Annotated in this window: 23 protein-coding genes, 1 tRNA gene and 2 pseudogenes; 12 read left to right on the top strand and 14 right to left on the bottom strand. The window is 35.5% G+C overall.

Features of this window, described 5'->3' with window-relative positions; translation table 11 throughout:
* Nucleotides 1–47: 47 nt before the first annotated feature.
* Together OOK84_RS02810 and OOK84_RS02805 are read right to left on the bottom strand one after the other, a co-directional pair.
* Complete coding sequence (locus tag OOK84_RS02810; protein WP_264731321.1) at nucleotides 48–254, bottom strand: hypothetical protein; 207 nt, start codon at nucleotides 252–254, stop codon at nucleotides 48–50.
* A 670-nt stretch (nucleotides 255–924) separates the two neighbouring features.
* Nucleotides 925–3,090, bottom strand: coding sequence for a transketolase family protein (locus tag OOK84_RS02805; RefSeq protein WP_264732379.1), 2,166 nt, complete (start codon nucleotides 3,088–3,090; stop codon nucleotides 925–927).
* 113 nt (nucleotides 3,091–3,203) lie between these two features.
* On the opposite strand from OOK84_RS02805, the gene rpsD reads away from it, so the two are divergent.
* The 8 genes from rpsD to OOK84_RS02765 all read left to right on the top strand — a co-directional run bounded on the left by rpsD (nucleotide 3,204) and on the right by OOK84_RS02765 (nucleotide 8,048).
* Entirely contained in the window at nucleotides 3,204–3,818 is a 615-nt protein-coding gene (gene rpsD, locus OOK84_RS02800; protein ID WP_264732377.1) for a 30S ribosomal protein S4, read from the top strand.
* Nucleotides 3,819–3,828: 10 nt separating this feature from the next.
* Nucleotides 3,829–3,915, top strand: a tRNA-Leu gene (locus OOK84_RS02795).
* A gap of 30 nt (nucleotides 3,916–3,945) precedes the next feature.
* Nucleotides 3,946–4,140 (top strand): Fe-S cluster assembly protein IscX, encoded by a 195-nt coding sequence (gene iscX / locus OOK84_RS02790; protein WP_253308941.1) that lies wholly within the window; start codon nucleotides 3,946–3,948, stop codon nucleotides 4,138–4,140.
* Nucleotides 4,141–4,618: 478 nt separating this feature from the next.
* Nucleotides 4,619–4,960 (top strand): DUF721 domain-containing protein, encoded by a 342-nt coding sequence (locus tag OOK84_RS02785; RefSeq protein ID WP_182182927.1) that lies wholly within the window; start codon nucleotides 4,619–4,621, stop codon nucleotides 4,958–4,960.
* Nucleotides 4,961–4,997: 37 nt separating this feature from the next.
* A complete protein-coding gene (gene rpmB / locus OOK84_RS02780) occupies nucleotides 4,998–5,312 on the top strand; it encodes a 50S ribosomal protein L28 (protein ID WP_006279619.1) in 315 nt (104 codons plus the stop codon).
* Nucleotides 5,305–6,168, top strand: coding sequence for a lipoyl synthase (lipA, locus tag OOK84_RS02775; protein ID WP_264732375.1), 864 nt, complete (start codon nucleotides 5,305–5,307; stop codon nucleotides 6,166–6,168). The genes rpmB and lipA overlap by 8 nt, the downstream gene beginning before the upstream one ends.
* Before the next feature lie 60 nt (nucleotides 6,169–6,228).
* Nucleotides 6,229–6,945 carry a bifunctional demethylmenaquinone methyltransferase/2-methoxy-6-polyprenyl-1,4-benzoquinol methylase UbiE gene (ubiE, locus tag OOK84_RS02770; RefSeq protein ID WP_264732373.1) on the top strand — a complete coding sequence of 239 codons (717 nt, stop codon included), beginning with the start codon at nucleotides 6,229–6,231 and terminating at the stop codon, nucleotides 6,943–6,945.
* Nucleotides 6,942–8,048 (top strand): FtsW/RodA/SpoVE family cell cycle protein, encoded by a 1,107-nt coding sequence (locus OOK84_RS02765; protein WP_264732371.1) that lies wholly within the window; start codon nucleotides 6,942–6,944, stop codon nucleotides 8,046–8,048. Before ubiE ends, OOK84_RS02765 begins: the two co-directional genes overlap by 4 nt.
* Before the next feature lie 463 nt (nucleotides 8,049–8,511).
* Here OOK84_RS02765 and OOK84_RS02760 read toward each other — a convergent pair whose 3' ends face one another.
* The 7 genes from OOK84_RS02760 to OOK84_RS02730 form a co-directional block, all read right to left on the bottom strand.
* On the bottom strand, nucleotides 8,512–9,822 hold the full coding sequence (locus OOK84_RS02760; RefSeq protein WP_264732369.1) for an ankyrin repeat domain-containing protein: 1,311 nt from the start codon (nucleotides 9,820–9,822) through the stop codon (nucleotides 8,512–8,514).
* Between the two features lie 144 nt (nucleotides 9,823–9,966).
* On the bottom strand, nucleotides 9,967–10,266 hold the full coding sequence (locus tag OOK84_RS02755; RefSeq protein ID WP_250295924.1) for a type II toxin-antitoxin system RelE family toxin: 300 nt from the start codon (nucleotides 10,264–10,266) through the stop codon (nucleotides 9,967–9,969).
* Nucleotides 10,247–10,471 (bottom strand): hypothetical protein, encoded by a 225-nt coding sequence (locus OOK84_RS02750; RefSeq protein ID WP_264732366.1) that lies wholly within the window; start codon nucleotides 10,469–10,471, stop codon nucleotides 10,247–10,249. The genes OOK84_RS02755 and OOK84_RS02750 overlap by 20 nt, the downstream gene beginning before the upstream one ends.
* Nucleotides 10,472–10,566: 95 nt before the next feature.
* Complete coding sequence (gene argS / locus OOK84_RS02745) at nucleotides 10,567–12,273, bottom strand: arginine--tRNA ligase (RefSeq protein ID WP_264732364.1); 1,707 nt, start codon at nucleotides 12,271–12,273, stop codon at nucleotides 10,567–10,569.
* Nucleotides 12,274–12,621: 348 nt separating this feature from the next.
* Nucleotides 12,622–13,770, bottom strand: a complete 1,149-nt coding sequence (locus OOK84_RS02740) for a hypothetical protein (RefSeq protein WP_264732362.1) — start codon at nucleotides 13,768–13,770, stop codon at nucleotides 12,622–12,624.
* A gap of 86 nt (nucleotides 13,771–13,856) precedes the next feature.
* On the bottom strand, nucleotides 13,857–14,285 hold the full coding sequence (locus tag OOK84_RS02735) for a hypothetical protein (protein WP_264732360.1): 429 nt from the start codon (nucleotides 14,283–14,285) through the stop codon (nucleotides 13,857–13,859).
* Nucleotides 14,286–14,397: 112 nt separating this feature from the next.
* Nucleotides 14,398–16,113: an ABC transporter ATP-binding protein gene (locus tag OOK84_RS02730; protein ID WP_264732358.1), complete on the bottom strand. Its 1,716-nt coding sequence runs from the start codon at nucleotides 16,111–16,113 to the stop codon at nucleotides 14,398–14,400.
* A 265-nt stretch (nucleotides 16,114–16,378) separates the two neighbouring features.
* Between OOK84_RS02730 and OOK84_RS02725 the strand changes: the two genes are divergently transcribed.
* On the top strand, nucleotides 16,379–16,564 hold the full coding sequence (locus OOK84_RS02725; protein WP_264732356.1) for a hypothetical protein: 186 nt from the start codon (nucleotides 16,379–16,381) through the stop codon (nucleotides 16,562–16,564).
* Between the two features lie 424 nt (nucleotides 16,565–16,988).
* On the opposite strand, the gene argB is transcribed toward OOK84_RS02725, so the two are convergent.
* Both argB and yihA read right to left on the bottom strand, forming a co-directional pair.
* Nucleotides 16,989–17,900 (bottom strand): acetylglutamate kinase, encoded by a 912-nt coding sequence (gene argB / locus OOK84_RS02720; protein WP_319803088.1) that lies wholly within the window; start codon nucleotides 17,898–17,900, stop codon nucleotides 16,989–16,991.
* Between the two features lie 4 nt (nucleotides 17,901–17,904).
* A complete protein-coding gene (gene yihA, locus OOK84_RS02715; RefSeq protein ID WP_406719219.1) occupies nucleotides 17,905–18,501 on the bottom strand; it encodes a ribosome biogenesis GTP-binding protein YihA/YsxC in 597 nt (198 codons plus the stop codon).
* A 103-nt stretch (nucleotides 18,502–18,604) separates the two neighbouring features.
* On the opposite strand from yihA, the gene prfA reads away from it, so the two are divergent.
* Nucleotides 18,605–19,684, top strand: a complete 1,080-nt coding sequence (gene prfA, locus OOK84_RS02710) for a peptide chain release factor 1 (protein ID WP_264732350.1) — start codon at nucleotides 18,605–18,607, stop codon at nucleotides 19,682–19,684.
* A 28-nt stretch (nucleotides 19,685–19,712) separates the two neighbouring features.
* Here prfA and OOK84_RS02705 read toward each other — a convergent pair whose 3' ends face one another.
* Nucleotides 19,713–20,876, bottom strand: coding sequence for a multidrug effflux MFS transporter (locus OOK84_RS02705; RefSeq protein WP_264732347.1), 1,164 nt, complete (start codon nucleotides 20,874–20,876; stop codon nucleotides 19,713–19,715).
* Nucleotides 20,877–20,892: 16 nt separating this feature from the next.
* On the opposite strand from OOK84_RS02705, the pseudogene OOK84_RS06845 reads away from it, so the two are divergent.
* Together OOK84_RS06845 and OOK84_RS02700 are read left to right on the top strand one after the other, a co-directional pair.
* Nucleotides 20,893–21,036, top strand: a pseudogene (locus tag OOK84_RS06845) (N-acetyltransferase); the annotation flags it as partial.
* A 306-nt stretch (nucleotides 21,037–21,342) separates the two neighbouring features.
* Complete coding sequence (locus tag OOK84_RS02700) at nucleotides 21,343–22,272, top strand: AEC family transporter (protein WP_253309260.1); 930 nt, start codon at nucleotides 21,343–21,345, stop codon at nucleotides 22,270–22,272.
* A 188-nt stretch (nucleotides 22,273–22,460) separates the two neighbouring features.
* Here the strand turns inward: OOK84_RS02700 and OOK84_RS06840 are convergent.
* Together OOK84_RS06840 and OOK84_RS02685 are read right to left on the bottom strand one after the other, a co-directional pair.
* Nucleotides 22,461–23,401 (bottom strand): annotated as a pseudogene (locus tag OOK84_RS06840) (IS5 family transposase).
* Between the two features lie 248 nt (nucleotides 23,402–23,649).
* On the bottom strand, nucleotides 23,650–23,964 hold the full coding sequence (locus OOK84_RS02685) for an FtsB family cell division protein (protein WP_264732344.1): 315 nt from the start codon (nucleotides 23,962–23,964) through the stop codon (nucleotides 23,650–23,652).
* Between the last annotated feature and the right edge of the window lie 35 nt (nucleotides 23,965–23,999).

Here is a 23,999-nt window from a genome sequence, read left to right as displayed (position 1 = left end):
TAACTATAATCTGTGTACTGTTACACAATTGGAAGTATTTTTTGATTTTATGATGCAACTTGGGAAATTTTTATAATTTTTTTGTTGACTAACAAGACGGTATCTCCTGTCATCCCAGTACCTTCTCCTGTCATCCCAGTGCCTTCTCCTGTCATCCCAGTACCTTCTCCTGTCATCCCAGTGCCTTCTCCTGTCATCCCAGTACCTTCTCCTGTCATCCCAGTACCTTCTCCTGTCATCCCAGTGCGTGACACTGGGATCTCATTTTACTTTATGATGATGTCATGAAAGTAGCTGAAATTGGGATCCAGAAGACTTAATTTCAACCAAATAATAAAGGCTAGATCCCAGTGTCAGCTACTTGGATGACAAAAAAAGGAGCACTGGAATGACAGCAGTCCTACTTCATACCGTTGCGGTATCTCTTAGCATAGATCCCGCTAACAAGTAGCGGGATGACGGTTGTCGGTGAACCTAAGTTACTTTAGCTACAAACGTTAAGAAATTTACCAAACGAAAAAAAAGGCAAAAGAAGCCCTAGTCATTGTCTACTTTCAGTATTGGCGTTTTTTAAGTCTTAAACACTGCAATTTAGCTGCTTTTAAATGCAACTCACCTTTGTTTAAATGTTTAAGAAATTTACTAAGCAGAAAAAAAGGCAAAGAAATCCCGTGTTAGCTAGTTGTCACTCTCTAATCCTGCAAATTGGCGTACTATACTGTCTTAAACGACTTATAAGCGCGTTTCAGCTTATATAGGTAAAAACCTAGAAGTATTGTGAAGACATAAGGTGCACATAGTGCAAAAAATTAAAAATAAGACGCCAACTACGTTGTTTTCTTGCTGTTTAATCTGCACAGATGAAGATAATTGAATACCTTCAGTTTCATGATAAAGGGGCTGGCAGAGTTTGTCAAGTGGTTTCTATTGAATATATACAGTGGAATGATAAAATTCACACACACATTTTACTACGTGATCGGCGCTGATATTAAAATGCTCATAAAGTGTTTTATAAGGTGCTGATTCTCCAAAGCTTTTCATGCCAATAAATATACCGTTTGAACCTATATATTTATGCCAACCCATTTCACTTCCAGCTTCAATTGCAACTTTGATGCTGTCATTATTTAATATCGCCGCTTTATATTTGTCACTTTGCTCATCAAAAAGTCTCCAGCATGGCATAGAAACAACCCTTGTACCTATACCCTTTTCCTGCAATTTCTCCCTTGCTTCAACTGCAATTTCAACCTCGGACCCCGTAGCAAATATTGTCACTTTTAATTCTTTTGAACATTCACACAAAACATATGCACCAAACTTCGATAGATTAGCAGATTGATCGATATCAAAATAGAATTTGCGCATGTAACTTACGTTTTGCCTTGAGAGCGCAAACAGTGCAGGTGACTCTTTTTTTTCGAGTGCAATGCTAACACACTCTAGAGTTTCAACTGCATCGGCTGGCCTAAAAACATATAGATTTGGTATAGCACGAAGAGAGGCTAAATGCTCTATTGGTTGGTGAGTTGGGCCATCTTCTCCCACTCCAATTGAGTCATGAGTCATCACATAGATAACCTGCTGTTTCATCAAAGCTGAAAGACGTATAGCAGGACGACAGTAGTCGGAAAATACCAAAAAAGTGCCACCATAAGGAAGAATCGCGCCGTGAAGTGCCATACCATTCATACATGCTGCCATAGCGTGTTCTCTCACTCCATAGTGGACATAAGAACCACTATAATTATTACTATCTATTACCTGCATGTGCTTATATTTAGTGCAATTTGACCCAGTAAGATCAGCAGAACCGCCGATTAATTCCGGCATATGTTGTGTTAAAAGTTCCATTACCATGCCGAAAGAAGAACGTGTAGCTTCGTTTGGCATTGTCTCGTGTATTTGTTTCTTCAAGTTAGCCAAAACATTATCGATATTGTCTGGTAGACGTTTATCTAACCGTCTTTGAAGTTCTTTATTTTCACTGGATTCCAGTGTCAAGCACTGGAATGACACCGAATTGCTGTTATCTGGCAGACGCTCATCTAGTCGCCTTTGAAGTTCTGCATGATATCCTGTCATCCCAGCATTCTCTTCTTTCATCCCAGCATTCTCTTCTGTCATCCCAGTGCTTGACACTGGGATCCATTCTTTTTCTTCTTCACTGGTCACATGCTGGAATGACAATGAATTGTAATTTTGTTTTGCTCTCTCAACAGTTTTCTTCCAGGCGTTTTTCACATCTTCTGGCACATGGAATGGCTCGTAATTCCAGTTTAATTTCTCTCTCATCTGTTTGATGTCTTCCTCCGAAAAAGCACCACTGTGAGCAGAGGATGTGCCAGCACGGCTTGAAAATTTTCCGATAATAGTTTTGCAGCAGATCATTGTAGGTTTATCAGACTTTTTTGCTTGCTCTATTGCAAGGGATATGGCATCAAAATCATGGCCATCAATTTTGTCAACATTCCATCCATACGCTAAGAAGCGTTTCTCTACATCATCAGAGCAGGAAAGGCAAGTAGCGCCATCTATAGAGATATCATTATCATCAAAAAGGGCTATTAATTTATTCAATTTAAGATGCCCAGCAAGTGATGCTGCTTCATGGCTTATTCCTTCCATAAGACAGCCATCCCCTAGCATTACGTAAGTGTAGTGATTGATTCTGAATTGCTTTTTAAGGATTGATTCAGCAAGTGCCATGCCAACAGCAGCGGCAAACCCCTGACCGAGCGGGCCTGTTGTTGCCTCTACCCCGGAAGTCAAGCCAAACTCTGGATGACCTGGGGTCTTGGATCCCATTTGCCTAAAGTTTTTTAGCTCATCTATGCTAGTATAACCTGTCAAATATAATATTGAGTATAGTAACATTGACCCATGACCGTTTGATAAAACAAAGCGATCTCTATTGAACCATTTAGAATCATCAGGATTATGATTCAGATATTTAGCAAACAAAACAGTTGCAACATCTGCCATGCCAAGTGGCATACCTGGGTGTCCAGAGTTTGCTTTTTGTACTGCATCAATTGATAAAAAACGGATGGCGTTTGCCATAGATTCCAAATGTGAATGATTCATGTGTTAATAGAAAAACTTAAAAATGAAGTATAAAAGATTATATCAGCAAAAACAAGTTGACACTGAGTGCTAAAATCCTTAATAATCTAAAGTTAAATCGTGAGAGTTTTTATATGACAACTGTTATCACTAGAAAGTATAGGATTAGCCGTAGACTTGGTGTAAATTTATGGGGTAGAGCTAAAGACCCAGTAAACAAAAGGAAATACCCTCCAGGTCAACATGGTATTCTTGGATTCAAGAAGTTATCCGACTTTGGTAAGCAGTTTGCTGCGCATAAGAAATTTAAGTTTTACTATGCGATTTCAAGTAAGCAGCTCAGACGTACATTTTTAGATGCTTATAACAGAAGGGGTTATACGGCTGATAATTTTATCGGTATTTTAGAATCAAGGCTCAGTTCTGTTTTATACCACTCTAGTCTTGTGCCAACAATTTATGCAGCGAAGCAGCTCATATCTCATAAGCACGTTACAGTTAATGATAAGGTGGTCAACATATCGAGTTATCGAGTGAAACCAGGTGATATAGTAAAAATAAGAGAAAGGGCAGCAAAAATCCCTGTAGTAGTAGAGGCTGAACAAAAACAAGAGCGCAAGGCTCCGGATTATTTAGAGACAGATAGTAAAGAGCATTCAGTGAAGTATTTGAGGTCACCTCAATATTCTGAGGTTCCTTATTCAGCAGACATGGAAGTCAATTTAGTAGTAGAGTTTTACTCTAGATAGATAAAAAAAAGCCCGTGTGGCGGAATCGGTAGACGCAGCGGACTTAAAATCCGTGGGTTTTGCGACCTTGGGAGTTCAAGTCTCCCCATGGGCACCAATTTAACTTAGCAGATAAATACAAAAAAGTATGAAATGGCTTGATATAGAAGATATTGTAGAAGCTCTAGAGGAAAAATTTCCAGATGAGAATATAATTAATATCAGATTCACTGAGCTTAAAAAAAAGGTCTTGAGTTTAGAGGAATTTGATGATGATGAAAAACGCTGTAACGAGAAAATACTCGAAGCCATTCAAGCAGCTTGGATTGAGGAAAGATCTTAACAAATAAGAAATAACTATCGCTATTAAAAGTTAGCGCGTGACGCTGGAATCCAGAAAAAAAAGAAAAATGGATCCCAGTATCAAGTACTGGGATGACAACAAAAAAGAAGGAGTCTAAAATTCGGACACCGTATATCATTCATTTTAGACAATACTGTACTTTTTAAATCTAATTTAAAATTCACTCAGGTTAATAATAATTTAACTAATTACAATTAAAATAGCTAGAAGGTTAATTATGAGGCAAAGATGGCAGCACAAAAATTTTTGGATGGAACGTGATTACGACTTGCCTGACAAGTGCTACGTTGAGATAAATTTTACATAAAAATACTGCTTTTTACGTTGTGAGGCTAGAGGTTTGTAAAGTAGTTAGAAGGTTGTCATCCCAGTGTTAGCTACTTGGATTTGGCACTGAGGAAATCCAATGTAGTAGTAAACCTTACTTATTTAGTTATACTAGAAACAAAACAGAAAAATGCTCAAACGTAGCGGTCCAAAAAAATTAAAGTCTATAATTGAAAATTACGCATTAAAATGCATGAAAAATAAGATTAGCAAAAATGAAATACGTCTGATTTTAAACTGGCGAAATATAGTAGGGAAAGAAATAGCAGAGTGTACAAAACCGAAAAAGATCTCATATGCACAGAATGTAAATTCTGGTGTATTGCATCTAGTAGTAACAAATGGCAGTAAAGCATTAGAAATTCAGCATATGATTTCTCTTATAATAGAAAAAATTACGATATTTTTTGGCTATAAAGCAGTATATGGTATAAAAATTAAGCAAGAGAGTATTGACTATTTGACTATATAAGGTAATCTAAGTACATAGAATAATTTGGTATATTGAAGTGAGTAGAGTTTGTGAATTAACAAATAGAAAAAAATCTTTTGGTAATAAGGTATCACATTCGAATCGTAAAACAAAGCGTACCTTTCTTTTAAATTTACATAAGGTTACGTTGACAAGTGATATATTGAATAAAAAGTTTAGATTTCGTGTGGCAACAAGAACTTTGAGAACTATAGATTACAAAGGTGATTTAGATGCTTTTTTGCTCAACACAAGAACGATTAAACTAAGTGAAAAAGCGCAGAAGATAAAAAGAAGGTTGAAAAAAGTTTTAGTAAAGCAAGAGGTAGAGTTAGCCGTTTCAGATGCATAGCAAACCTCAATGGCTCAGAGCAAAAGCTCCGACCGGTGAAGTATTCAATGAAACTTTAAACATCGTTAAACTGCATAACTTACATACGGTATGTGAAGAAGCTGCATGTCCAAATATTGGTGAATGTTGGAATAAACGTCATGCTACTGTGATGATTCTTGGTTCTGTTTGTACTCGTGCTTGTGCATTTTGCAACGTTGCAACTGGCATTCCTGATAAACTAGACCCTCATGAGCCAGAAAATTTAGCAAAAGCGATAAAAAAGTTAAACTTAAAACATGTTGTCATTACCTCTGTTGATCGTGATGATTTACCAGATGGTGGCGCAAATCAGTTTATACAGTGCATAGAAGAAATTAGAAAGATAACTTCAGAAACAACAATAGAGATTTTAACTCCTGATTTTTTAAATAAGAAAGGAGCATTTGAAGCAATTGCTGTTGCATCACCTGATGTCTATAACCACAATATTGAAACAGTGCCGAGATTGTATGCAAAAATAAGACCACGAGCTCGCTATTTTCATTCACTATATTTGTTGAAGATGGTAAAGCAGATTAATCCTAAAGTTTTCACAAAGTCAGGGCTTATGGTTGGTCTTGGAGAAACAAAAGAGGAAATACTTCAGGTTATGGACGATTTGCGCAGTGCTGAGGTTGATTTTATTACAATTGGTCAATATCTACAACCAACTCCAAAACATGCAAAACTTGATAGGTATGTTACCCCAGAGGAATTTGAGCATTATAAATACGTTGCTTACTCCAAAGGTTTCTTAGTGGTTGCATCAAGCCCACTAACTCGGTCATCATACCACGCTGAAGAAGATTTCAACAGGCTCAAGGCCTGTCGTTGACATTTGTGTTAATTCAAATTAATTTTTACTAATTATAAAGGAGTTGAGCGACTTTACGTAATGTCTACTATAAAAATCGAGAAGAAATCACAATTAGTTAAAGAGGTATTCGATTCCGTGGCAAGTCGCTACGACACCATGAATGATATAATGAGCCTCGGAATGCACAGATTATGGAAAAATAAGATGGTAAATAGTGTGCATTTTACAAAAAACTCTAAGATTTTAGATATTGCTGGAGGAACTGGAGATATAGCAATAAGAATAGTAAGAAAAGAGCCAAGTGCTAAGGTTACAGTATGTGACATAAATCAAAATATGCTAAGCAGAGGACGTGATAAAGCTATAAATTCAAACCAAATTAATTTTGATTGGGTATGTGCGAATGCAGAAAGTTTACCATTTGAAGACTCCGAATTTGATTATTGCACAATAGCTTTTGGCATTCGAAACGTTTCTGACCGCAAGAAGGCTTTAAGTGAGGCGCACAGGGTATTAAAACCACATGGGAAATTTATCTGCTTAGAATTTGCCCCTATGCACTATCAAAATGAGATATTTACCAAACTTTATGACTTATATTCATTTAAAGTAATTCCTAAAATTGGCAGCATAGTTGCTAAAGACAGGAGTTCTTATGAATATTTAGTGAAGAGCATTAGAGAGTTTCCAACTCAGGCTGATTTTAAAATGGAAATTGAAGAGGTAGGCTTTAAGAATGTTGAGTTTCATAATATGAGCTATGGAATAGTGGCATTACACATTGGAACAAAATGAATATTAAATTCTGGTATAGAACGCTGGATTATTATCTCATCCTTCCAGTGTTTTTTTTGCTCACTATAAGCTTCATTCTTGTTTATTCAGCAAGCCCTGTAATTGCGCAGCGTCTTTCTTTACCACAAGATTATTTTATACGGCGCCATACAATTTATATAGTCCTGTCACTAATTACCCTGGTGACATTTTCTTTTCTCAACACAAGAACTATACTTAACCTCTCATTTGCAGGTTTCATTTTATTTACTATTTTAGTGGCAGCTGCGATAATACTTGGTATAGAGGTAAAAGGTGCGAAACGATGGTTACATATTGTCAAAATTTCAGTTCAACCATCTGAGTTCGTAAGGCCATTTTTTTCTGTTGTTATAGCTAGTATCTTAGCCAGCGGAATGAAGTTTAAAATGCACATATCAATCATAATATTTCTGTTAGTTTTTGTGTTGTTACTTTTGCAACCTGATTTCAGTATGTCCATGCTTTTAACATATTCTTTTATTGGTCAAATGTTTATTGCATGTATACCACTTTTATACTTTCTATGCATAATAGGAATGGCCACAACTGGAACTACAATAGCTTACTTATGCCTCCCACATATAAAGCAAAGGATTTACAATTTTGTCTTTTTTACGCAACGCGATAACTTTCAAGTCACAAAATCATTAGAAGCATTCAAAAGAGGTCAATTAACTGGAGTTGGACCTGGTGAAGGTAGCGTAAAAACCTCTCTTCCTGATTGTCATACAGATTTTGTGTTTTCTGTTTTAGCAGAAGAATTTGGTTTGATTACGTGCTTAGCCACATTGATGTTATTTGGCATCATTTCCGCCCGCTTGCTTTACGTTGCATATAGAGAAAATGAATTATTCAATCTATTGGTGATTCTTGGTATCTCAATTCAATTCATCACACAATTCATAATAAACACAGGGGTAACATTGAGTGTTTTTCCCACCACCGGCATAACCCTGCCACTACTTAGCTACGGTGGTTCTTCTCTTTTATCTTCGAGCATCGCACTTGGCATAATGCTGTCTTTCAGTAGAAATCAAGCTATCGCATTAAAGTTTCGTGAGCGTGTTATGCTTGTGGACTAGTGGTCACCCGCTCACAACTATTATTGGTATCCCTCCAAAATGGGTATCTGTTCAGATGAGTGGCAAGAGATATTATGAAATCTGAAAGAGTTATGCATAGCTGTACGAACATTCATTTTTGAAGGTAAATTGCACAGCAAATGGTGTCATTCCAGTCTGGAATCCAGAAATTTTGCTTATAACTGAGCTGATGAGCTAAAGGTAGTTGTCTTACGCTAAAACAAACGTTTTTAATTAAGTTGCATAGAACCAGTGTCTGGGCACTGCCCACTGGTGGCCCAAACTACAACGTTCGTACAGTTGTGCGTGGCGCTAACACGTAGCGGGATGACAGCAGTCCTACGTCATACCGTCACGGTATCTCTAGATCCCGCTAACACGTAGCGGGATGAAGGTTGTCAGGGTGTCATCCAAGTAGCCTCTTTCTTGTCATCCCAGTGCCCAGACACTGGGATCCAGCAGATCAAGCTTTCTGCTCATTTGGTAGGCCTTGTTCTTTTTTCACTTCTTCTACTTTAGTACTAGGTTTTAACATCATATATGTGATACCACCAACTGCTAGTGCTGCTGCTGCAATTGCAACCACTGCTATTACTATAGGTATTAACTCAACTGCAACCGTTCCGGTTACAAAAAGTGCCACTGCTGCTGCAGTGCCTAATAATACGGTTGCACCACCGGCAGAAATACTTTTATTAAGTGCTTGCTGCTTCAGTTGTTTTTCTTCTGCTTCTTTCAGAAGCTTCTTTATATCACCAGTTCTAGCTAAATCTTTTGGAGTTTTTCCAGAATTATTCTTTAATAAAAGATCTACTCCTTTTTTTATTAGAACTTTTACTATATCTATATGACACTTGTAAGCAGCAAAATGTAAAGGAGTCCATCCATCTTGATCTTTTGCATTAACATCTGCTCCTTTTGCTATTAGAACTTTCACTGTGTCTATATGACCATTTCTAGCAGCCCAATGTAAAGGAATCCCTTTACATTTATTTTTTACATTAACATCTGCTCCGTTTTGTATTAGAGCATTTACTGTGCCTATACGACCATATTCAGCAGCATCATGTAGAGGAGTACTTTTAAAATTATCTTCTGCATTAACATTTGCCCCTCTATCTATTAGAGCGTTTACTATCTCTGTATGACCTACAGCACTATGTAAAGGAGTCTTTCCACATTCGTTTACTATATTAACCTTAGACCCTGCGTTTATTAAAGCATTCACTACCTCTATGTGATGAGCAAAATGTAAAGGAGTGTATCCATCTATATCTTTTGCATTAACATCTGCTCTTTTTGCTATTAGAACTTTTACTGTATCTATATGATCATTTCTAGTAGTCCAATGTAAAGGAGTCGATCCATCTTGATCTTTTGCATTAACATTTGCCTCTTTTTCTATTAGAGCACTTACTATTTCTTTACAACCTTTTTCAGCAGCATCATGTAGAGGAGTACTTTTAAAATTATCTTCTGCATTAACATTTGCTCCGTTTTGTATTAGAGCATTTACTACATCTGCATGACCATTTTTAGCAGCTGAATGCAATAACATAAATCGATCATATGCTATTAATGTATCATCTAATGTATCATCTTTAATTTCAAATAGGTAATCTACATCAAAACCAGCTTCTTCCCATTTCTTATATTCTTCTGGATATTTCTTTAATTCCTCTTTTATTTTGTCAATTACGTTGTCTTTACTTAAGCCTTCCTCCTTATCAACTGCGCTTAACATTCTTTTCCACTGCTCATAGTTCATTGTCATAATTTTACCCCTACTTCAATAATATTTTAATTATCATGTATTATGGCAAAAAAATCAACTCATCTCTTCCAAAGGTTCTATATTAAAGATGGAAAGTCCAGAAGCGATCTAAGGCTTGTACGAGGTGAGGTCTTTCTTATATTTTTAATTGTGTAATCTTCTGTGTTTGTAAATGTTTTTTCTATGCCCCACTGCAGTAATAAGTACTTTACGTTCTGAATGATTTATGATGTAAATTATACGGTAGTTGCTAACCCTTATCCTATATTGCCCTCTAAAGCTATGGCATAAAGGCTTTCCTAGATTAAAAGGATCAACTGTAAGGCGTTTCTTTATGGCCTCCTGAACCATTAATTTAATCTTTGCCGGAAGAGCTGGAATTTCTTTTTCAATAACATTTTTTAAGAATTTTATAGTGTAAGTTTTATTTCCAGATGTTTTCATCATCCTCTACTTCTTCTTCACCTTCAGAGAGGCGATCGTCAGCTATTTGGGATAGCTCTACATCTTCTTCGAACTCTTCTTCCACTAAATCTACTAAAACTTCAGGGATAGTTTTATTTTGAATCTCTGCCATTTCTGTAAGATACTGAGCCAATTTACTGTCAAAACTTACATTAACATTGAGCTTTTTTTGACTGTGAGCCATATATTAACCAAAAAATACTACTATAAACTATAACATTTTTACTTAATTTTGTCAACTTCTCTATTCGTTGAAAAAACAATCTTGCACAAAAAAAGTCAACTCATCTCTTCCAAAGGTTCTATATTAAAGATGGAAAGTCCAGAAGCGATGACGTGCGCTAAGGCTTGTACAAGGAACATTCTTGCAGCGGTGAGGTTTAAGTTGTCTTCCAGTATGAACCGCATGTTTAAATCACTCTTGCCATACCCCCATAAAACGTGAAACGCTTCTGCAACTTCAAGTAAGTAGAAAGTAATTCTGTGTGGCTCACAAAGCCTTGCCGCTGTTTCTATCACATTTGGCCACTTTGCTAAGGTTTTTATGAGGAAGAGCTCCCCATCGGTCTTTAAAAGTGAAGGGTCTGCTGTTGGGAGCTCTTTTGGAGCATTACGCATTAACGAATGAGCACGAGCATGCGCATATTGCACGTAAAAAATAGGGTTGTCTTTTGACTGTTCTTTAACTTTAGCAAAATCAAAGTCCAAGACCATATCATTCTTGCGTGTTAACATTATAAAACGAGTTATGTCCCTGCCAACTTCTTCCACTACATCTCTTGCTGTGAGGAAGTTTCCTGATCTTTTGGACATCTTAACAGGTTTGCCATTCTCGAAAAAATTCACAATATTATGCAGTTTTACCTCTATTTTTGCTTGATTATCACTCAGTGCAGAGACAACTGCTTTTAGCCTTTTGATATAACCACTATGATCACTACCGACTGCTACTATCATATTATTAAAACCACGTGATATCTTATCAAAATGGTAAGCGATATCTGAGGCAAAATAAGTCCAACTGCCGTCCTCTTTCTTCAATGCGCGGTCAACGTCATCACCAAATTTTGTAGAGCGAAATAACATCTCTTTTCTGGAAGTCCAGTTTTCACTTTCTTTGCCTTTTGGTTTCTCCAGGTACCCTTCATACACCAAACCCTTGTCAGACAATATCTTTATACTCTCTTCAATTTTGCCACTTTTTTGTAGCTCATACTCTGAAGTAAAAACATCATGACTTACCCCAAGTAAGTTCATGTCTTCCTTTATGAGTTTTAATATAGAACTTAAAGTATATTCCCTAATCACCTGATTATCTTGCTTTTCTAGAAGCTCCTTGCCATATTTTTTGGCCAGCCCATTCCCTATCGGTTTTAAATATTCACCTGGGTATAAACCTTTTTCAATGCTGATTTTTTCTCCCAGAGCTTCCTTATACCGCAAATATACTGACTTTATTAGTGTATCTATCTGCGCTCCAGCATCATTAATATAGTATTCCTTAGTAACTTTATAACCAACTTTTTTCAATAAATTTGCCAAAACGTCACCAAATACTGCTCCTCTTGCATGACCAATATGCAGTGGACCAGTTGGATTTGCCGATACAAATTCAACATTGATGGCCTGATTGTTCCCTATATCTAGGGTGCCAAACTCTGTTTTCAGCTCATTTATTTGTTTTAAAATTCCATGCCATACTTCTATTTTTAAGTGCATGTTGATGAAACCAGGGCCTGCTATTTCCACTTTTGCAATTTCATCAAAAGGTTTAAATTCTCTTGCTAACATCCCTGCAATCTCGACTGAATTCTTCTTTTCATGCTTTGCAAGCACCATAGCAACATTTGTATAGATATCACCATGTGCTCTATTGCTTGGAGGCTCTACAATAAAATTTGCCGCACTTGTATTTATGACACCCCTTTGCTTCAACTCATTTAATTTTCTGGAAATTAGAGAGGAAACCTGTTTGAAAATGTTCATTAACTAAAAAGCTATAAGACTTGTAGCAGTATAGCGAATAAGTGGGGCTAGTTGAAGAGTTATCTGATGTAATCTATAGCTAAAGTGACTTAGGTTTAACGACAATTTGAAGAACTGTCATTCCGCTACTCGTTAGCGGCCGCGGTGGTATGACGTGTTGCTCCGTGTCAGCTACTTGGATGACACCTATAGCCCTGTCATTCCAACGCGTAACGCTGGAATAACAAAGAAGAATGGGCTATTGGTTTTTCATATGGTTATGCAAAAGCCTAATCTTGCAGTCTTTTCTTTAATGGCACATGTATCAAAATCGTATAAGCTTATACCATTCCCTGTTCAAAATATCATTTATATAAAAAACGCTTGTACTACATCCTGAAAATCCCAAATTGTTTCTTTGCAAACTTCACAATCTCCTTTTTCTTCTGCACAACTAGTTATTCTTTTATCACTATCAAAAAATTCTTTGCATTCATCAAGTGTTTTATCACTTATTGTCCCATCTTTTTTTACAAGTTTATGCGTTTTCTTGTCAGCAATAATCAGTGGTTTATTTTGAGAAAGCACTACCACTGGCTTATTTTTGTCGATGCTTCCACCTTTGTAATATACTTTTGCGCTTACTACATGAGCCTCATCATCAAAAATATGATTTTTACAATTCTCATACCAATCATCTTTAATAGTTTGCAGTATATCATAAGATTCTTTGCAAAGATCACTTGGAGGAATACTAACGCACCATTCATTCATATCTCCCCTAGAAGTGATATAACTGTAGTCTGTGCCATTCTTATCACAGTTAGTTACTTCTATACCAAATTGTTCTACATAATAATCCCCAGCTTTAATTTTGTCAATAATTTCTGCGCTTAAGTCAGGATAAAATTTATCCAATGCTTTTCTTATGTAAAGCTTAGCATCACTACCTACATTAACATATTCACCATCTTCTCTAGCATTCTCACATCCCCTTCGATTACACCCACTCTCGTCAATTTCTTTAGTAATTTCTTCTTCAATACATTTACACTTAAGATCTTTTTCTAGTTCACCCTTAATATTTTTCTTCAATTCATTCTTAGTCTCATCATCAATTTCGCACTTAAGATCTTTCTTTAGTTCATTCTTAATATTTTCCTCCATTTCACCCTTAGTCTTATCATCAATTTCACACTTAAGGTCTTTCTTCAGTTCATTCTTAATATTTTCCTTTATTTCACCCTTAGTCTTATCATCAATTTCACACTTAAGGTCTTTCTTCAGTTCATTCTTAATATTTTCCTTCATTTCATTCTTAGTCTTATCATCAATTTCGCACTTAAGATCTTTACTACATTTATCATAGATCACCTTACCTTTATTGGCAGTATCATCACATGGTCCTATAAAAAGATTGACTCCTAATGTATCACTGGGACAGCACATATTAAATGGCAACCGATATGTATAATTTGTATTTTCTTGATTCGGGCAAGAAAGATTTTTCACTAGCATAAAGTACCTCCATTGGTAAATAAAATTGTTAAAAAATTAACCACAAAGTGGAAGCATGTACCAACAATGTACACGCTGCATTACTTTTATATAATATCAACAGCGCCCTCTGGTACTGACATATCATGGACAGAAAAATAGGTTTCAACCTTTTTAAAATCTAACACAGAAGAGTTTATTGCTTCTACACATGCATCACATGAAGAACTGTTTTCACAGCTGCCCACAAGTTTACCTTTTGAATTAATCTCAAGGTCATTTTTAGTGTTTTGAATAATCTCTGCGCATTCTTTAAAGTTTTTGCCCGTCGACTGCCTAGTAGCAGAATCAAGAATATCACCAGTTACCGGATTGATCATTATTGCAAGTTTTGAAAGGTCAACTGGTTGTTTAGGTTCTGGATCAGGTTTTAGACAAGGCAGTATTTTTATATTGAGTCCAATACAGCACCGTGGGTCAATTACGCAAGCTGTGTCTGCAGAAGCGCATGAAGATGAAAAAAAATTATGAGTCATAAAAATCCTAAAAAAAATACTATAAGATTATTATAAATTAAAATGATTAAAAATTTAATAACTTTAATTATAAATCTAGCATATCAACTAACGATATGATGTAAATTTTCTTTCAATTCCACTGTATCTTCGCCAGTTTTGCATACAACCCGTCTTTACTTATTAGGGAGTCATGAGTCCCTACTTCTTCTACTTTTCCGTGATTAATTACTATAATCTTGTCAGTTTTAAGTGCAGTTGATAGTCTGTGTGTAATTACGATCGTTGTTCTGTTTTGCATTAACTTGCTTAATGCTTTTTGCACGAGGTTCTCACTTTTATAATCAAGGGCAGAGGTTGCTTCATCCAGTATTAAAACCTGAGGGTTTTTGAGTATGGCTCTTGCTATTATAATACGTTGTTTTTGTCCTTCAGAAAGTTTTAATCCTCTTTTTCCTACAAATGTATCAAATTTATCAGGCAGCTTATCAATAAATTCCATCGCATAAGCGCTGATAGCTGATTGCTTCACTTCTTCATATTCAGCACCAGGTTTGCCATATAGTATATTTTCCATTATTGAGCAAGAGAATATTATGTTATCTTGTGGCACTAAGCCAAACAACAATCTGAGGTCATTTAACGCAATTGACTTAATATTGTGCCCATCGATAGTAATGCTGCCTCTGCTTGGATCATGAAAACGGAGCAGAAGTTTTAAAATGGTGCTTTTACCACTGCCAGATGGTCCAACAATTGATACTACTTGACCTGCCTTTATAGAAAATGATATGTTATTTAACGCTGGCTTATCAGACTGAGATTCATAAAAAAATGTTACGCCATTAAACGAAATTCCTTTTTGAACACTACAAATTTTTATAGGATCATTGGCATCTGCTATAGAGCTTTTCATATTTTTAAATTCAAATAAACGCTCTACTATTCCAAGACCTCGTTGTAAATCACTGATATTATCGCTCAAATTATTTATAGCTCCTGCCGCAAGCGCTGAATAAAACACAAATGAGGAGAGTTCTCCAATAGTTATATTATTGCTTAAGACTTCTTTAATACCAAAAAAGAGCAAAACAACTAGTGAACCTATCACACACGTGATAACTAGAGTTACTAAAATAGCACGCAAGAGTACTAATTTTACGTATGATTTTGATACTGAGTTTAAATGCTCCTTAAAACGGGTTTTTTCATTTTCTTCGAGTACAAACGATTTGATAGTCACTATAGATCGAAAATTTTCCTCACTAAGTGATGCAAGCTCACTTAATTTATCCTGGGCAAAGCGTGCATAGCTACGCACTTTTTTTCCAAATGAGGTCATAATAATGAGTAGTATAGGTACTATTGCGGCTGCATACGCAGTTAGGTGCAGATTTGTATATAATAACATGGCAACACTGCCAATTAATATTACAAAATTTCGCAATATGGTGAGTAGGCTGCTATTTATTATTGATTGCAGCGCAGAGGTATCAGTAATGAGTGCTGAGATAACATCTTGTACGCCTGTGTTCTCAAAGAAACTTGGTTGCAAGTCAGTGATACTGCTATATAAGTCATATCTGATTCTTGCGATAACTTTCTCGCTGCCAATGCCAATGAAATATAACCGAGTAAATGCAGTGAGAGAAATGGCTAAAACTATAAGTATTGCAACTAATAGTTTGGTAGTAAAATCGTGCTCTGTGCCAGAATCAATTATGTTGCTTAAGCCTCTGCCAAAGAGGAGGATCGTTAAGGCTGAAAATAAAACTGCAATAAAAGCTATGATGAAATAAGATAGATTAGGCTTTATATAGCAAAATAACTCTCTAATATTAGATCGCATCGTATTTTGAAGTTTCTAAAGTTAAGTATATAGATTTTAGTTTCAGGGGAAAGGGGAAAGGTGTAGCACAATAGCTAACGTCATACCGTGTACAAACGTTGCAATTTTTAAGCAAAGTGATGTTGTTCAAGTAGCTGACACTTGGGGTCTATGTTTTTTCTGGTCACACGCTGGAATGACAAAGTGAGCGTGCGTAGGTGTCATCCCAGTACTCCTTTCTCGTCATCCCAGTGCCTATTTCTTTGTCATCCGAGTAGCCCCTTTTTTGTCATCCCAGTGCCCAGACACTGGGATCCAGAAAAGTTTGCTTGTAAGCAAGCAAACTAGCATAGAAAGTGGTTACAACATTTTCGATGAGATTATATGGAAAACTGGATCCCAGTGTCTGGGCACTGGGATGACAGCAGTCCTACGTCATACCGCGATTCATTCGCGGTATCTCTTAACATAGATCCCGCTAACAAGCAGCGGGATGACACCTCTCTTGGGCTCTTTTAGCTACAAACATTAAGAAATTTACCAAATAAAAAAAAAGGCAAAGAACTCCCGTGGTGCGAGTTTTGACTCTATATTACTGTAAGTGGCGCTGTAATAATGTGCTGAAGCTTAGTTTAAGCGCGTTTTAGCTGAATGTAGAAAAAATTTAAAAGACATGCAGCCGCTATAATTTTATGTAATCCGCCAAAAAATACCCTAAGTTTTTTACTGAATTTTGTCATTGAGCCTGCAGGTCAAAAACAAGTTTTGAGTCATAAATACCCTTACTGTCATAATAAGGGGGCTGGCAGAGTTTGTCAAGTAAGTTTTTTCGTTTCTATTCCCAAGAAAAGTTCGTCATATGGTTATGCAAGAAGTCTATTCGTGTAGTTGTCTAGTTATAAATCACTCACAATTGATATGCTTGAATTATTCTCAGTAAATAAATCAAGCATAATGTTAGGTATTCTACCATCAACTATGTGAACAACTCCAGCACATTCCTCTACCATTTTAGTATATGCCATAAGCCTTCCAATAAATTTTTCTCCTTGAATTTTGCCACAATCAATCGATGCATTTAAATTTTTAACAGATATCTTCCTGCCACCAATTTTATCTATTTCTTCACCTGTATCGCTAAAGGTTATCATTTTAGATGCAGAAACTGCAATTGCAATTGTGCTTGCAGTGCTATCGGCATCAATATGATATGTTTCCCCATTTTTTCCATGACCAATTGGTGCAATAACTGGTATAAAATCTGATTCTTCAATAAAAAATAATATATCAGGATTGATTTCAGTGGGCCTACCGATGAATCCCATGTCTAGTATTTTTTCGATGTTATTTGATCTGTCTTCCTTAAGCGTAGCGCTTATCTTTTCAGCTTTTATTAAGTTGCCGTCTTTTCCACATAATCCAATAGCTGAACCACCAGCAGAATTTATATGCTGAACAATTTTTTTATTAACTGAACCACACAGTGCCATTTCAATGATTTTTATAGTGTCTTTGTCTGTAAGTCTGATACCATTCACAAACTTACTGTCCATACCCAGCATTTTTAACACTGAGTTAATTTCATATTCTCCGTCATGAACTATCACCGGATTTATACCAAGCTGCTTTAATAAGACAACATTATGCACAAAAGTATAGAATAGTATTTCATCTGAGATCGTTACGCTGCCACATTTAATGACAAAAGTTTCACCCACAAAGCTAGGTATGCTAGACAGCACTTCAAGTAATATTTCTGCTTTTTGTTCAAATGATACTTCACCCTTTAAAAATTCACTACTTTTCATTTTTTTATCTTGTAAACTTGAAAAACTCATCTCTTACCTTGGTTATTTTATGCTTAACACGGATGCTTATTTGATGAATTGACACATTCTCATTATTAATCCATTTTTGAGTATCTTCTAGAATGGCATCTAGGCTTTTTTGACTCACTTTATCTATTTTTGTTAGCACAACGTTAAAGTTAATATTATTATATATTAACCAATAAATGAAGTCTTTGTCTATTTCTTTTAATCCTACCTTGCTATCTATCAACACAAACACTCTTCTTAGATTTTTTCTTTGAATTAGATAATACTCAATTAAGTTTAAATATTGTATAATTTCCTCCTTACCTGCATGAGAATAACCATACCCTGGTAGGTCAACAAGTCTGAATTTATCATTGTACATAGAGTAAAAATTTATTTGTCTAGTACATCCAGGTTTAGAGGAAACTCTGGCAGCTTTTTTGCTGTTTATCAGTAAGTTGATCAGACTGGATTTTCCTACATTTGATCTACCAGCAAACGCAATCTCTGGAGCCGACTCATCTGGTAATGATTTCATGTCCGAAGCTCCAAATATGAAATTGCAGCTTGATGTTATCTGTCTTGCCATTATATTCAAGTAGAAGGTAGTAGATATATTATAGTGTTATTGCTTGATATAAGAAATTTTTTATTTCAGTATATATTACTTAGTTAAAATACTAGATCTGTGCTATATGAATATAGAGAATAATTTACAAGACTTAAAGAAAAAATTTAATGATATAGAAAGGAACTTGGAAAACCTTACCAATTTAAGTCAAAAAGAATTCATTACCCTTTCAAAGGAATACTCTGAGCTCAGGCCAATAATCAAGATAATTGATGAATATAACACGCTGAAAGAGGAAATTTCAGACTTAGAGGAAATAATGAAAGATGAAAACAGCGAAGGTGATATAAAAGAGTTAGCAAAAGAAGAATTTTTCGAAAAGCACAAGGTATTATTACCAAAAGTAAAAGCAAAACTAAAGTTAGCATTATTGCCTAAAGATGAAGATGACTTAAGAAATGCAATATTGGAAATCAGAGCAGGTACAGGAGGAGAAGAAGCAGCATTATTTGCAGCAATGTTATTTCGTATGTATCAAAAATATGCAGAAAGAAGAAATTGGAAGTTCGAGCCAATAAGCATTTCTAATACAGGTATAGGTGGCTATAAGGAAGCTTCTGCACTCATTAATGGAACAGAAGTTTTTGCAAGGTTGAAATTTGAATCAGGAGCACACAGAGTACAGAGAGTGCCAGAAACTGAATCCTCAGGAAGGTTACATACCTCTGCCGCTACTGTTGCGATATTACCTGAAGTAGAAGAAGTTGACTTTAAAATAGAAGAAAAAGACTTACGAATAGATGTTTATAGATCCAGTGGTCCTGGAGGGCAATCAGTGAATACAACTGACAGCGCAGTAAGGGTCACCCACTTGCCAACAGGGATAATTGTAATACAGCAAGATGAAAAATCGCAGCACAAAAATAAAGCTAAAGCGCTTAAAGTATTGAGGGCAAGGCTATACGAAATTGAAAGACAAAAAAAAGAAATGGAAAGGTCAACAATGAGAAAAAGTCAGATTGGCTCTGGTGATCGTTCCGAGCGCATAAGAACATATAATTTTCCACAATCAAGAATAACAGACCACAGAATTAATCTAACTTCACATCGGCTAGAGCAGATTATAAAAGAAGGTGAACTAGATGAATTTATTGAGGCATTAATTTCACGTAATGAAGCAGAAAGATTGGCCGGGGAAAGTTAATCGCTCACATCTGTAAAAAGATCATTAATTATACCGGATCTTTTAAAAACAATAAACAGGCAGTAAAAACAAGTTCTAGTACTATCGCGGATAGAACAAGAACAGCTACACTAATTGCTTGACCGTTGTAAACGTAGCTTGTTAAGCCGATAAAAATAGCCATGATAAAAGCTCTAATGAACGAGACTGAAGAAGAAGCTGTGCCTTTAATTTCAGGGAAAACATTTATTGATGCATTAAAAATCACTGGCTGGCAAATTGCACAACCGATAGAAAAAATAATCATAGACAGTGTTACTAAGTAGAAAGAGTGGGGTACAATTATACTGAATATTACAAGCAATAGAGACCCAATAGCACCCACGCTCGTACCAGAAATTACACACCATATTGCTCCAAGTTTCTGTAAGATTTTGCCAGCAAATAGACTAATGAGTGAGAAGCACCCAACTATTGCACCTTGATGTAGTGCATAAATAGTGCTAGATAAACCAAAAGTCTTCATATACAGAAAAGGTCCACAAGTGATGAATGACATATAAGCGGCAGAAAAGAGGCTTGACATTAAAGACAACGTAACAAACCTCGGACTAGATAGTAGTTTTCTGTAATCTTTCATTATTTTTTTCAAACTGAAAGCATCGCGATCCTTTTTTGTTTCTGGTAACAGAAAAAGCAGCAAAACCCAAGAGATCAAACAAAGTATTGCAACAGTTGCATAATTACCACGCCATCCTACAATTTCATTAATGAAACTGCCTAACACTGGCGCAATTGCCATGACAACTGTAAGAACAGAATTCATGATTCCAATAAATTTCACCGCTTCGTCGCCTTTGTAGCTGTCTGCAACGATTGCAAACACAACTACAGATGTGCTAACACCAATGCCCTGAACAAAGCGAGAAATTAAAAGCCAAAAAATCGACGGTGCAAAAACACAACCAACAGCGCCGATTAATAACAAAGTGTTACCTATGATCATAATCCTTCTTCTGCCATAGCATTCAGACAATGGACCAAAAAACAACCCTCCTATGCAAAAGCCTAGGAAATTATAAGCAATAGTTAATTGAATTGTGCTTTCTGATACGTTAAAATAGTGCACCATATCAGGAAAACTAGGTACGGAAATGTCAATTTCAATGAACTTAGCAATTAGAGACAGGATTAATAGAAAGGGTAGTAACATTTGAAATTTTTAATTAATGAATAAAAATATCACATTTAAAGCGTTGAAAGAAGAACATTTTTTACTGTTATTAAAATGGTTAGAAACACCTCATGTGAAGCTATGGTGGGTAAATTGGACACTAGGGTTAATTAAAGAAAAATATGACAACTATGTTAAAGCCCTTACTCTCTGTCCTAACTTTACTTATTTCCTCTTACTTTTTCAACAGTCCGTCTAAATTACCACAAGCAGTTTAATTTTTCATCATTATTCAAAAATATGCAAGGAGCTTTATAGAAACTTAACATAATTTTATCATAAAAATGTCATTCTTAAGTCTTATGTAAAAACAAATTTTGACACTAAGTGAATCTTTTTTAATTAACTATGAGCTGGATAAATTGGAAAATAAATTTTGTTTACTTTTATAATACCTTAAGATCTAATATCACTTTATCAGTCAAAAGTATCACAATAGGCTAGTATGTTCCTTACTCTTTTCCTAAAAATATTACCTATTTATATTACAATATTTATTGGTTATTTATCAGGAAAATGTCTTAAAATTGACAGAAACACTATATCTCAAATACTCTTTTATATAGCTAATCCAATAGTGATTTTATATGGAGTCTCTCATACAGAAGTTAATTTAAAAGTAATTTCTCTGCCGATTTTGATATGGTTTATAGGTAGCACTATGTCCTTATCAGTGTATTATCTTTCTTCTTTTTTATTTAAGGATAACACGAGAAACATATTAGCGTTTAGCTCGGGCAGCACAAGTATGGGGTATTTTGGCCTGCCGATTGCCATGGCTTTGTTTGATGAAGATTCAGTATCTGTATATGTTGTTTGTTATATAGGAATGGCGTTGTTTGAAAATAGCTTAGGATTTTACATAGCTGCAAATGGTATTTATACCGCAAAAGAATGCATATTAAAGTTGTTCAAACTTCCTTCGCTTTATGCGATGGTTCTGGGCTTCTTTTTAAGTATATATGATATACAAATACCTACTTTTTTAACAGATGTTATGATGAATATTAGAAGTACATTTGTCACATTAGGGATGATGCTACTTGGAGTGAGCATTGCAAATATTACAAGCTTTAAAGTAGATTGGAAGCTTGCTTTGATCACTATTACAGCAAAGTACGTATTCTGGCCACTGTTTGTTTTAGGAATTGTCCTTCTAGACAAACATGTTATAGGTGTATACGACGAGAGTATATATAAAGCACTGATGTTGCTGGCTATTATTCCAGTTTCTGGGTCCAGTATAATACTTGCTAATATTTTGAATTATCAACCAGATAAAGCTACTCTGTTGCTTCTAATTAGTACTGCAGTGGGACTATTTTATGTTCCACTAATAATATCATTATTTTTTACTAAACTTATTCTTTTTTGATCAAGCGGTAGATAAAACTTAAATTTACACTAGCTTCTTGCATAATCACATAAAAAACCTACTCTTTTTTGTCATTCCAGCGCGTGACGCTGGAATCTAGTTTCACTTTATGATGGTGTCATGAAAGTAACTGGCACTGGAATGGCTTTGTTGCATCACACTTTATGAGATGGTGATTTATGGTAAATTCATGTAACTATCTCAAATTTAGCCATACCAATATCAGTGAATTTATTAAGCAAATAGCATTTGATTAGCAGTTCTTTTTCTCGATTTATCTCAGATTTATTCCTAAAACTAAATCCGAATATTTGCTTTAATCTTGAGAAAAACCCTTCAATATAAGATCTTTTCCCATAATTTACTTCTTTTTTCCATTCTTTCATGCCATCTTCACCGTATAATTTTATTAACCTAATAGCAGCATTCCTGTCAGACATATAATCTATTTCTGGATGTTCTGCCGCATTGTTTATTGGTGGAATTTTTGTCTTTATATCATATTCGTTACACAACTTATAAAACTTGTGCCTATCACATGCCCTATCTGCATATAGTACTTTTATGGCATGCTGAAAATCAACTTCTTTTAGCAAATCACAAGCTCCATAGTGATCAGAGTAGACACCGTTACTGTATTTTACAGCTATGGCTTTTTTGTTGTTTATATTCAACATTACGTGCAATTTTCTCGTTTGCTCATAGCCACGATATTTTCTGTCAGTGCTATTTTCCTTGCTGTGTGTTGTTGTATATACTAATTCCTGTACTGTCTATAGCAATTTCGATATCTTCCATATTATTTTTATCAATTCTGCAATCATTTATCTTAATATTAAGTTTCTTTTGATGCTTGTGAATAGCTGATAACTGCCAAATCTCTTCCTATTTGTTGCAAATACCCTTTTATAAACCCGACTGTTTGTCTTAAACCAATTCTAAAGAAACTGACGATTATATGCACCAAAATCACAACTTTATCACTATAAATATAGTTGCCGCCCTGCATTTTTGGACAATTCTCGTACCAATTTTCTATGGCGTCATTGATATAACAAAAAATGCTTCCTCTTTCTTGGAGAAATTTGTTATATTCATGGCAGTTACTGACTCTCATTTTTTGTGGCATATTTTTTCTTCAACAGTTAAATGGCTATTTATAATGAATTTTGTCAGTAACTGCCAGTTCTTTTCACTTGAGCGATGCAACAAAGCCCACTGGAATCCAGAAAAAAGAATGGTGTCATGAAAGTAGCTGACACTGGTTCACTCTATAATGATGTCATTCCAGTGTCAAGCACTGGAATGACATCATAGGGGCACTGGGATGACAAGAAAGGGGCTTGAATGACAGGAGGTAACGCAAGAAGTCTACTGCTATTCCATGTCAAGAACAACCATAAGTTCATTAGGGTTCACATAACCTAAAGCATTTTTTGCTTGCTCATCAAGCAGATCTAAATCTAAGCTTTTTTCATATAAGCCAAATACTTTATTGTCCAACTTTTCCTTTTCAGAAGAGACATCCTTTAGCAAAAGCTTATTGTACTCAATCTCTTTTTTTAAGTCGATTAACGTCAATAAGCCACGTTTACCTGTAATTGTGCTAATGCTAAAATATAATGTAAGAGAAGAAATGAATAAGGCTGCGCTTAAACACAGTAACTTTTGCTTCTTTTTAGGTATAAACACCGTACTTTCACATACAAGAAATGTATAACATGAAA

This window comes from Wolbachia endosymbiont (group A) of Sphaerophoria taeniata, from assembly GCF_947250735.1.
Classification (GTDB): Bacteria; Pseudomonadota; Alphaproteobacteria; order Rickettsiales; family Anaplasmataceae; genus Wolbachia.
Note: the sequence above shows the minus strand (reverse complement) of the source record. Positions and strands in the feature narration are given on the sequence as shown.

Coding starts and splice junctions, on each gene's coding strand:
- OOK84_RS02705 (WP_264732347.1), bottom strand. CDS start 20,876: ATGTTACTACCCTTTCTATTAATCCTGTCTCTAATTGCTAAGTTCATT.
- OOK84_RS02755 (WP_250295924.1), bottom strand. CDS start 10,266: ATGAAAACATCTGGAAATAAAACTTACACTATAAAATTCTTAAAAAAT.
- OOK84_RS02785 (WP_182182927.1), top strand. CDS start 4,619: ATGCTCAAACGTAGCGGTCCAAAAAAATTAAAGTCTATAATTGAAAAT.
- iscX (WP_253308941.1), top strand. CDS start 3,946: ATGAAATGGCTTGATATAGAAGATATTGTAGAAGCTCTAGAGGAAAAA.
- rpsD (WP_264732377.1), top strand. CDS start 3,204: ATGACAACTGTTATCACTAGAAAGTATAGGATTAGCCGTAGACTTGGT.
- prfA (WP_264732350.1), top strand. CDS start 18,605: ATGAATATAGAGAATAATTTACAAGACTTAAAGAAAAAATTTAATGAT.
- argB (WP_319803088.1), bottom strand. CDS start 17,900: ATGAAAAGTAGTGAATTTTTAAAGGGTGAAGTATCATTTGAACAAAAA.
- OOK84_RS02700 (WP_253309260.1), top strand. CDS start 21,343: ATGTTCCTTACTCTTTTCCTAAAAATATTACCTATTTATATTACAATA.
- OOK84_RS02730 (WP_264732358.1), bottom strand. CDS start 16,113: ATGCGATCTAATATTAGAGAGTTATTTTGCTATATAAAGCCTAATCTA.
- OOK84_RS02805 (WP_264732379.1), bottom strand. CDS start 3,090: ATGAATCATTCACATTTGGAATCTATGGCAAACGCCATCCGTTTTTTA.
- OOK84_RS02760 (WP_264732369.1), bottom strand. CDS start 9,822: ATGACAATGAACTATGAGCAGTGGAAAAGAATGTTAAGCGCAGTTGAT.
- OOK84_RS02765 (WP_264732371.1), top strand. CDS start 6,942: ATGAATATTAAATTCTGGTATAGAACGCTGGATTATTATCTCATCCTT.
- ubiE (WP_264732373.1), top strand. CDS start 6,229: ATGTCTACTATAAAAATCGAGAAGAAATCACAATTAGTTAAAGAGGTA.
- OOK84_RS02740 (WP_264732362.1), bottom strand. CDS start 13,770: ATGCTAGTGAAAAATCTTTCTTGCCCGAATCAAGAAAATACAAATTAT.
- argS (WP_264732364.1), bottom strand. CDS start 12,273: ATGAACATTTTCAAACAGGTTTCCTCTCTAATTTCCAGAAAATTAAAT.
- OOK84_RS02750 (WP_264732366.1), bottom strand. CDS start 10,471: ATGGCTCACAGTCAAAAAAAGCTCAATGTTAATGTAAGTTTTGACAGT.
- lipA (WP_264732375.1), top strand. CDS start 5,305: ATGCATAGCAAACCTCAATGGCTCAGAGCAAAAGCTCCGACCGGTGAA.
- OOK84_RS02735 (WP_264732360.1), bottom strand. CDS start 14,285: ATGACTCATAATTTTTTTTCATCTTCATGCGCTTCTGCAGACACAGCT.